10 protein-coding genes are annotated in these 9442 nt (G+C 73.6%); 6 read left to right on the top strand and 4 right to left on the bottom strand.

Translation table 11 applies throughout. The annotated features are described in order from the left end of the window. Positions 1-32 precede the first annotated feature (32 nt). The 3 genes from otsB to VMF51_RS23905 are packed head-to-tail and all read right to left on the bottom strand — an operon-like array spanning position 33 to position 1729. The gene (otsB, locus tag VMF51_RS23915) at positions 33-875 is read right to left on the bottom strand and encodes a trehalose-phosphatase (protein ID WP_325476994.1); all 843 of its coding nucleotides are present in this window, start codon (positions 873-875) and stop codon (positions 33-35) included. Between the two features lie 42 nt (positions 876-917). Further along, on the bottom strand, positions 918-1412 hold the full coding sequence (locus tag VMF51_RS23910) for a LytR C-terminal domain-containing protein (RefSeq protein ID WP_325476993.1): 495 nt from the start codon (positions 1410-1412) through the stop codon (positions 918-920). Between the two features lie 11 nt (positions 1413-1423). Continuing rightward, a complete protein-coding gene (locus VMF51_RS23905; protein WP_325476992.1) occupies positions 1424-1729 on the bottom strand; it encodes a DUF3263 domain-containing protein in 306 nt (101 codons plus the stop codon). A gap of 143 nt (positions 1730-1872) precedes the next feature. On the opposite strand from VMF51_RS23905, the gene VMF51_RS23900 reads away from it, so the two are divergent. Then, the gene (locus VMF51_RS23900; protein ID WP_325476991.1) at positions 1873-2883 is read left to right on the top strand and encodes a Gfo/Idh/MocA family oxidoreductase; all 1011 of its coding nucleotides are present in this window, start codon (positions 1873-1875) and stop codon (positions 2881-2883) included. Here the strand turns inward: VMF51_RS23900 and VMF51_RS23895 are convergent. Further along, positions 2865-3512 (bottom strand): sensor domain-containing protein, encoded by a 648-nt coding sequence (locus VMF51_RS23895; RefSeq protein WP_325476990.1) that lies wholly within the window; start codon positions 3510-3512, stop codon positions 2865-2867. The genes VMF51_RS23900 and VMF51_RS23895 overlap by 19 nt on opposite strands. Positions 3513-3613: 101 nt before the next feature. On the opposite strand from VMF51_RS23895, the gene VMF51_RS23890 reads away from it, so the two are divergent. From VMF51_RS23890 to VMF51_RS23870, 5 genes are all read left to right on the top strand, one after another. After that, positions 3614-5041, top strand: a complete 1428-nt coding sequence (locus VMF51_RS23890; protein ID WP_325476989.1) for an alpha,alpha-trehalose-phosphate synthase (UDP-forming) — start codon at positions 3614-3616, stop codon at positions 5039-5041. Next, positions 5038-5448 (top strand): GNAT family N-acetyltransferase, encoded by a 411-nt coding sequence (locus VMF51_RS23885; RefSeq protein WP_325476988.1) that lies wholly within the window; start codon positions 5038-5040, stop codon positions 5446-5448. Before VMF51_RS23890 ends, VMF51_RS23885 begins: the two co-directional genes overlap by 4 nt. A 9-nt stretch (positions 5449-5457) precedes the next feature. Then, entirely contained in the window at positions 5458-6522 is a 1065-nt protein-coding gene (locus VMF51_RS23880; RefSeq protein ID WP_325476987.1) for an alpha/beta hydrolase, read from the top strand. A 68-nt stretch (positions 6523-6590) separates the two neighbouring features. Next, positions 6591-7928, top strand: coding sequence for an MFS transporter (locus VMF51_RS23875; RefSeq protein ID WP_325476986.1), 1338 nt, complete (start codon positions 6591-6593; stop codon positions 7926-7928). Further along, positions 7925-9370: a pyridoxal phosphate-dependent decarboxylase family protein gene (locus VMF51_RS23870; RefSeq protein ID WP_325476985.1), complete on the top strand. Its 1446-nt coding sequence runs from the start codon at positions 7925-7927 to the stop codon at positions 9368-9370. The genes VMF51_RS23875 and VMF51_RS23870 overlap by 4 nt, the downstream gene beginning before the upstream one ends. Positions 9371-9442: the final 72 nt, after the last annotated feature.

Below are 9442 nucleotides of genomic sequence, written 5' to 3'. Positions count from 1 at the left end.
AAGACAAGTCTTAGGCCGCGTCCTGTGACGGACTACCCCGCCGCCCGCGCCTCCGCCGTCAGCCGACGCAGCAGCTCCAGCACGCCCTCCGGGCCGTGCACGACCACGTCGGAGCGCTCGACCAGGGCGGACTCCTCGTCGGAGGCCGAGCAGACCAGCAGCGTGGGCATGCCGTCCTTGGCGAGCTTGGCGACCGCGTCGAAGGCCTCGAGGTCGCCGAGGTCGTCGCCCGCGAACAGGAAGCCGCCCGCGCCGACCTCGTCGACGAGGGTGCGGACCGCCTTGCCCTTGTCCATGCCGGGCGCGCGCACCTCGATCACGTTGCGGCCGGGCTCCAGGACCAGGCCGTTGCGCCCGGCGAGCTCGCGCAGCTGCGGCAGCAGCCGGGCGTACGCCGCGTCCCGGTCGGGGAGCCGGCGGGTGTGCACGGCGTGTGCGAGGCCCTTGTCCTCGACGAAGGCGTCGGCCGCGTCCGCCGTACGCAGGGCGCGCGGGAGGTCGCGCAGGAACGTCGCGAGGCCGGCGGGCGGGCGCGGCGAGACGATCCGGCGCCGGGTCGAGCTCCAGCGCTCGTTGCCGTACTGCCCGAAGAGGTAGAGCTCCTTGCCGGCCGCCTCGATGGCGTGGCCGACCTCCTCGAGCCCGCCGAGGTCGAGCGCCTGCCGGGCCGGGCGGCCGGTGACGACCGCGACGGCCGCGACCTCGGCGGCCAGGTCGACCAGGACGTCGCTGGCCTCGGGGTGGATGTGCGCCTGGGCCGGGTCGTCGACGATCGGCGACAGGGTGCCGTCGAAGTCCAGTCCGACCACCGTCCGCGCGGCGGCGCGCACGAGGGTGGTCCAGCGCTGCTCACCGGCCGACGAGGTGAACTCCATGGGTTCACCCAATCACGCGGCCCCAGACGGCCGACGGGAGGTTCAGCCGACCTCGCCGGTCAGCACCAGCGTGAGCCGGTCCATCCGCATCGCACCGACCGCGGGGGCGGTGCGCTTGACGCCCAGGTCGCGGGCCAGCAGCTTGGCCTCCCGCGTGAGCCGCTTGGGGTGGTAGACGGTCGAGGTCGGGATGGTGCCGTACCAGTTGTCCGAGCCCACGACCGACCAGCCCACGGCGGTCGCCCGCTCGGCCACGCGGCCGGCCAGGCCGGAGATCCCGGAGTTGTTGTAGACCTCGACGTAGACCTGGTCGCGCTTGACCGGCTTGCGCGCCGGCTTGGCCGGCGGGGTCGCGGTCGCCTCGGCCGTCGGGGACGGCGTCGGCGCAGCACTGGTCGTCGGGTCGGCGACCGGGGTGATCACCCGCTCGGTCGGCTCGCCGCCACGGGTGGCGACGAACGCGATCGCGGCCATGGCGACGGCGATGATGCTCAGCATCACCACGGGAGAGGGGAAGAGCAGCCCGCGCTGGCGCATGTCAGGCGACCTCAGACCTCGAAGCCGAGGCGGCGGGCCGAGCGCTGCCGCTGGCGGGCCGCACGCAGCCGGCGCAGCCGACGGACCAGGAGCGGATCGGCCTCGAGGGCCTCCGGGCGGTCGATCAGCGCGTTGAGGACCTGGTAGTAGCGGGTCGAGCTCATGTCGAACTTCTCGCGGACCGCGGTCTCCTTGGCACCGGCGTACTTCCACCACTGCCGCTCGAACTCGAGGATGTCGCGGTCGCGCTCGCTCAGGGTGGGGTCGACCTCGGCGCCGGCCTCGTCGGGGCCGTGGAGGGCGTTCGCGGCGTCCATGCGCTGTCTCCCTGGAGTGTGGCGGGCGGTGCGGATCGGGGGGCGTCCACGCAGCACTGTACGCAACGAACCACAACGATGTCATTCGGCTCGCCGCAGCGAGCCGCAGGTGCCCGACGCCCTCCGCCGATACGCTCCGGGCCATGGCCGCCACCGTCCGCTGGGGCATCCTCGCCACCGGCAAGATCGCCCACACGTTCGCCCGGGACCTGGCCCTGGTGCCGGACACCGAGATCGTCGCCGTGGGCTCGCGGCGCCCGGAGGCGGCCCGGGCCTTCTCCGAGGAGCACACCCGCGGGGCGGCCACGGCCCACGCGTCGTACGAGGACCTGGTCGCCGACCCCGCCGTCGACGTCGTGTACGTCGCCACCCCGCACGCGCTGCACCTGGAGAACGCCCGGATGGCCTTCGAGGCCGGGAAGCACGTGCTGTGCGAGAAGCCGCTGACCCTGACCACCGCGGACGCGGAGGAGCTCTTCGCCCTCGCGGGCCGGCACCAGGTGTTCGCCATGGAGGCGATGTGGACGGCCTGCCACCCGGTGATCCGGGCGCTGCGCGAGCGGATCGGCGCCGGCGAGTTCGGCACCCCCCGGACGCTGCGGGCCGAGCTCGGCTTCCGGGTCGACGCGCCCCCGGAGGACCGGATGTTCAACCCGGCCCTGGGCGGCGGGGCGCTGCTCGACATGGGCGTCTACCCGCTGACCTTCGCGCACCTGATGCTCGGCGAGGCCGAGGAGCTCACCGCGCAGGCGGCGCTCGGCCCGACCGGCATCGACCTCGACGTCGCCATCTCCGGTCGCTACCCGGGCGGGGCGGTCGCCGCCCTGACCGCGTCGATGTCGTCGTGGTCGTCGCGCTCCGCCGCGATCGCGACCGACCGCGGCCGGGTCGAGGTGCCGTTCGGCTTCCACCACCCGCGTTACGCCACCTTCACCGAGTACAGCGACCGGGGGCCGGGCCACCCGCAGCGGATCGAGGGGCTGGAGCCGGTGATCGGCCAGGGCTACGGCAACGAGATCGCCCACGTGAACGACTGCGTGCGCGAGGGGCTGCTGGAGAGCCCGTTCGTCCCGCACGCCCAGACGCTGACCCTGATGAGGCAGATGGACGCGCTCCGCGAGCAGATCGGCGTCCGCTACGCCGCCGACGCCTGAGGCACCGCCGGGGCGGCCACCCGGCCGCGGGTCGAGAGGAGTGCGGAGGCCAGCCCGCTGTGCACGGCCGCGCAGCCGCGCAGGACGAACGGCAGCGTGACCGCGGCCGCCAGCCCGATCGTCAGCATCAGCAGGCTCTCGGCCTGCCGGCTGTCGCCGAGCCCGATCAGCTCGGCGAGGCCGTTGTCATCGCCGTCCGGCAGCCACCGCTGCCAGAACCAGTAGGTCAGCCCGCCGCCGACCGCGGCCCACCACACCACGGTCACCGCGAACACCACGGTGCCGGTCACCAGGCTCACCACCGCCCAGAGCACGTCGAGCCAGGACTGCGGGTCGCGCAGCGGGGTCGCCGTACGCCGCAGCCACCCGTCCCCCGGCCGCGTCACGAGGTACGACGCGGGCGGCACGTCGGCGTCGAGCAGCCGCGCCATCCGGACCCGCTCCAGCTGGGCGAGCCCGCGGGCGACGTACAGGGTCGCGGCCAGGACGAACACGCCGACGACGGTGAACAGCAGGCCGATCCCCAGGGCGAGACCGACGACCGCGAGGACGAACCCGACGACGCCGAGCACGAACGCGGAGAGGTTGTACGCCGTGTCCCGGGCCAGCCGGGCGAGGGGATTGCTCATGGCTCCACGCTAGGGACTCCGCGGCCTGGGTACAGGGGCGCGCGCCCGCCGTTGGAAGGTGGTGCCAGCACCACTGACGAGGAGATGGCTAGGGTGAACGCGTGTCCAACAACCTGGTGATCGTGGCCAACCGACTGCCGGTGGACCGGGTGGAGCAGCCTGACGGCACGCCGGGCTGGCGGGTCTCCCCCGGCGGGCTCGTCACCGCGATCGAGCCGGTCATGCGCGCCAACGACGGCGTCTGGATCGGCTGGCCCGGGGGCACCGACCAGGACCTGCAGCCCTTCGAGCACGACGGCATGCACCTGGTCCCGATGACGATGACCCAGGCCGACATCGAGGGCTTCTACGAGGGCTTCAGCAACGCCACCCTCTGGCCGCTGTACCACGACGTGGTCGCCAAGCCGCAGTTCCACCGGGAGTGGTGGGACGCCTACGTCGCGGTCAACCACCGCTTCGCCGAGAAGGCCGCCGAGCTGGCCGCCGAGGGCGCGACCGTGTGGGTGCACGACTACCAGCTGCAGCTGGTGCCGCGCATGCTGCGCGAGCTGCGGCCCGACCTGCGCATCGGCTTCTACCTGCACATCCCGTTCCCGCCCGCCGAGCTGTTCCAGCAGCTGCCGTGGCGCCGCCAGCTCCTGGAGGGGCTGCTCGGCGCCGACCTGGTGGGCTTCCAGCTCCCCGGGGCGGCGCAGAACTTCGTCCGCCTGGTCCGGCAGCGGGTCGGCCACAAGACGCACCGCGACCTCGTCTACCTGCCCGACGGCCGCACCGTGCGGGCCGCGGCGTTCCCCATCTCGATCGACGCCGCCGGGTTCGAGGAGATGGCCCGCTCCGAGCCGGTCGCGCAGCGGGCGACCGAGATCCGCGAGGCCCTCGGCAACCCGCGCAAGGTCTTCCTCGGCATCGACCGGCTCGACTACACCAAGGGCATCTACGCCCGCCTGCGCGCGTTCAGCGAGCTGATCGCGGACGGCCACCTCGACGTCGAGGACGCGGTCTTCGTCCAGGTCGCGGTGCCCTCGCGCGAGCAGGTCGAGCAGTACCGCCTGCTGCGCGACGACATCGACCGGCTGGTCGGGCGGATCAACGGCGACCTCGGCCGGATCGGCCGGCCGGCGATCAGCTACCTGCACTCGTCGTACCCCCGCGAGGAGATGGCCGCGCTCTACCGCACGGCCGACATCATGGCCGTCACGCCGTACCGCGACGGGATGAACCTGGTCGCCAAGGAGTACGTCGCCTGCAAGTTCGACAACAACGGCGCGCTGGTGCTCTCGGAGTTCGCCGGCGCCGCGGACGAGCTGCGGCAGGCGTGGCTGGTCAACCCCTACGACATCAACGGGATGAAGTCGGCCATGCTGGAGGCCTACCACGCCGACGAGCGGGAGCTGACAAGGCGGATGAAGGCGATGCGCAAGACGGTCACCCAGCACGACGTGGCGGCGTGGGCCGACAGCTTCATGGGCGAGCTGTCGGACTTCCCGTCGTCGCACGGCAAGGCGGTCAAGCCCGCCAAGCGGTCATGACGATCGAGATCAGCACCGACCCGGACCGGCTGGACGTCGACACCGTCCACCACTGGCTCTCGACCGACGCCTACTGGGCGCTCGGCCGACCGCGCGAGGTCGTCGAGACGTCGATCGCGAACTCCCTGTGCTTCGGCGCGTACGACGACGGCGAGCTCGTCGGCTTCGCCCGGCTGGTCACCGACCGCTCGACCTTCGCCTGGCTGTGCGACGTGTACGTCGCCGCCGCGCACCGCGGCCAGGGCGTCGGGACCGCGCTCATGGACGCGATCGACAAGGAGCTGGTCGGCCGGCACATCAAGCGGGCGCTGCTGGTCACGACCTCGTCGCCGGACCTGTACGCGCGCTACGGCTACGGCCCGGTCGACGGGGGCGGGACCTGGATGGGCCGCACCTACCTCGACTAGCGTCGTGACATGGACCTGATCCCCACGCCAGGCCAGGTCGTCTCCGCCGTGGGCAACCTCGCCCACCAGCTCGTCCACGGCGGCGTGGCCGACCTGCGGCCGATGCCGCGGACCGTCCTCGAGGAGGGTCCGCACCGGGAGGTCCACCACTACCGGCCCTCCGCCTCGGCGCCGCAGCAGGGCGACCCGGTGCTGCTCGTCGCCCCGCTGGCCGCCCCGGCCCTCTGCTACGACCTGCGCCGCGGCTGCTCGCTGGTCGAGCACCTGGTGGAGCAGGGGCGCCCGACGTACCTCGTGGAGTACGGCGCCGTCGCCGTCCGCGACCCCGACGTGGGGATCGGGCCGTGGGTCGACGACGTGGTGCCGCGGGCGATCGAGGCCGCGTCCGAGCACGCGGGCGGCCGCCCGGTGCACGTGGTCGGCTGGAGCCTCGGCGGGATCCTCGGCCTGCTGACCGCCGCCGACCGGCCCGATCTGCCGATCGCCTCGGTGAGCGCCCTCGGGTCGCCCACCGACGTCTCCTTGGTGCCCCTGATGGCGCCGCCGCAGCCGCCGCTCGGACTGACCGAGGGCGGCGGGCTGATCCCCCGGACCTATCGCGCGGTCAGTGCCGTGCCGGTCCCGCTGGTGCCGTGGGTGCTCCAGCTCTCGTCGGTCCAGCGGCTGGTCACCCGGCCGCTCGCGTTCGCGGCCCACCTCGACGACGCGGACCTGCTGGCGCAGCTGGAGGCCGTCGACCGGTTCACCGACGCCATGACCGCCTACCCGGGACGGTCCTTCGGGCAGGTCTACCACCGGTTCCTGCCGGGCAACGCGCTCGTGGACGGCGCCATGGCGCTGGGCTCGCGGGAGATCTCGCTGTCCGCGATCACCGCCCCGGTGCTCGTGCTGGCCGGAGCGACGGACACCCTCGCGCCGGTCGCCGCGGTGCGCGCAGTGCTGCCGCACCTGTCCGGCTCGCGCGAGCCGCGCTTCGAGATCGTCCCCGGCGGGCACCTCGGCCTGCTGACCGGCCGCGCCGCCCGCACCGGCACGTGGCCGGTGCTCGACGACTGGTTCGGGTCGTGTCCCTGAGAGCGCGCTCCAGCGCGCTCTGAGGGACACGACCCCATCCCCGGGGAAATCTCGCTAGCCTCCGACGGGTGTCCCTCGACCACGCGCGGCCCGCGCCCGCCCTGCCTCGCAGCGTCCGGATCGGCTACGGGTCGGGCTCCGTGGCCACCGGCGCGTTCGGCACCGTCCCGGGCCTGATGCTGCTGCCGTACCTCACCGACGAGGTCGGCATCGCGGCCCTCGCGGCCGGAGTCGTCGTGTTCCTGCCGAAGGCCTGGGACGTGCTGCTCAACCCGGTCGCCGGACGGATCAGCGACCGCACCGTCGACCCCCGCGGTCCGCGCCGGCCCTGGCTGCTGCGCGCGGGCGTCGCCCTGGCGGTCTGCTTCGCCCTGCTCTTCGCCGCACCCGACATGGCCACCGGCCTGGAGGCCGCCTGGGTGCTGGTGATGTTCCTGGCCTGCGCGTCGGCGTACGCCTTCTTCCAGGTGCCGTACGTGTCGATGCCCGCCGAGATGACCCCGTCGTACGACGAGCGCACCCGGCTGATGACCTGGCGGGTCGCGATCCTCGCGTTCACGATCCTGCTCGCGGGCGCGACCGCGCCGCTGATCCGCGACGCGGCGGGCGGCCGGGACGGCTACCGGCTGATGGGCGTCGCGATGGCCGTGGTCATCCTCGTCGGGGTGCTCGCCGCCTACCGCGGTACGCGGCACGCGCCGCTCGGCACGGTGCAGCCGGGCGCGGGCACGCTGCGCGACCAGCTGCGGGTGGTCGCCGGGGCGCGCGACTTCCGGCTGCTGCTGACGACCTTCGTGATCCAGGCGCTGGCGGTCGGGTGCGTGCTCGCGGGCGTCGACTACCTCGCCGAGGACGTGCTCGACAGCAAGGGCGCGGTCACGGTGCTCTTCGCCTGCTTCGTGGGGCCGGCGCTCCTGCTGACGCCGATCTGGTCGTCGATCGGCCAGCGGATCGGCAAGAAGAAGGGCTTCGTCGCGTCCTCGCTCTTCCTGGCCGTCGGCTCCCTGGTCGCCGCGCTGGCCGACGTCGCGCCGTTCGGGGTGCTCGTCGGCGCCGTCGTCCTGATGGGCGTCGGGTACGCCGGCTGCCAGGTCTTCCCGATGGCGATGATGCCGGACGCGGCGGCGGTCGACGCGCGTCGTACCGGCTCCAACCGGGTGGGCGTCTACACCGGGGTGTGGACGGCCGGGGAGACCTTCGGCCTGGCGCTCGGGCCGGCCGTCTTCGCGGTGGTGCTGCAGCTGGGGGGCTACCGCTCCGGCTCGGGCGCCGTCCAGCCCGACTCTGCCGTGACCGCGATCGTGCTGGGCTTCGCGCTGCTGCCGGCGCTGCTGGTGCTGGTCAGCCTGTGGTGGCTGGCCCGCTACCGGTTGGAGGCCGACGTGGTGGAAGGGGCGCACGCATGAGCTCCGCGCTCGAGCGGCTGAGGGAGCTGCAGGCCGCCGACCTGCCCGTCCACGGCGGGCGGACGCTGGCCTACGTCTACGACTCCGGGCTCGCCGAGGTCGACCGGGTCGGCCGCGAGGCGGTGGCGGCGTACGCCGGCTCCAACGGCCTCGATCCGACCGCCTTCCCGAGCCTGCTGCGGATGGAGAACGACGTCGTCGGGTTCGCGGCCGACCTCCTCGACGCGCCTCCGGACGCCGTGGGGACGGTCAGCTCCGGCGGCACCGAGTCGGTGCTGCTCGCGGTGCAGTCCGCGCGCGACAGCCGACCGTCCGTGGCGCACCCGAACATCGTGGTGCCCAGCACCGTGCACGCCGCGTTCCACAAGGCCGCGCACTACTTCGGCGTCGAGCTCCGGTCGATCCCGGTCGGCGCCGACTTCCGCGCCGACCCGGCGGCGATGGCGGCCGCGACCTCCGACGACACGGTGCTGGTGGTGGCCAGCGCGCCGTCGTACGCCCACGGGGTGGTGGACCCGGTCAGCGCGATCGCGGCGCAGGCCGCGTCGCGCGGGGTCCGCTGCCACGTCGACGCGTGCATCGGCGGCTGGGTGCTCCCGTACGCCGCCCGCCTGGACCGCGACGTGCCGCCGTGGACGTTCGCGGTCGAGGGGGTCACGTCGATCTCGGTCGACCTGCACAAGTACGGCTACGCACCCAAGGGAACGTCGGTGCTGCTGCACCGTTCGCCGGAGCTGCGACGCCCGCAGTTCTTCGCGTCGGCGGCGTGGCCGGGCTACACGATGCTGAACTCCACGATGCAGTCCACGAAGTCCGGCGGCCCGCTCGCGGGCGCCTGGGCGGTGCTGCAGACGCTGGGCGACGACGGCTACCTGCGGCTCGCGCGCGACGTGTTCGCGGCGGTCGACCGGATCGTCGCCGGGATCGCCGCGCCGCTGCGGGTCGTCGTACCTCCCGACTCGACGCTGGTCGCGCTCGCCACCGACGACTCGTGCGACCCGTTCACGATCTGCGACGAGATGGCGGCGCGCGGGTGGTACGTCCAGCCCCAGATGTCGTACGCCGGCCACCCGGCCACCGTCCACCTGTCGGTGAGCGCGGCGACCCTGGCATCGGTCGACGAGTTCCTGGCAGCGCTGTCGGAGTCGGTGGCGGCCGCGGTGGCCGCCGGTCCGGTCGCCGTCGACCCGGACGTGGCGGCGTACATCGAGTCGCTGGACCCGACCACGCTCACCGACGCCGACTTCGAAGGCCTGCTCGCGGCCTCCGGACTCGTGGGCGCCTCCGCCTCCGGGGAGCTCGAGCTGCCGGGCCGGATGGCCGAGGTCAACGCCATGCTCGACCTCGCCTCCCCCGCGATGCGCGAGGCCCTGCTGGTGGCGTTCCTGGACCGCCTGTCGCGCCCGGTGCGGGGGGCGGCGGGCGGGCCGGCTCCGCTGTAACGCGGTGTCCACCGACCTGGTGCGGTGTTGCAACACCGCACCAGGTCGGTGGACACCGCGTTACAGCCCGGC

The sequence above is a fragment of the Nocardioides sp. genome, assembly GCF_035503875.1.
Lineage (GTDB): Bacteria > Actinomycetota > Actinomycetes > Propionibacteriales > Nocardioidaceae > Nocardioides.
Note: the sequence above shows the minus strand (reverse complement) of the source record. Positions and strands in the feature narration are given on the sequence as shown.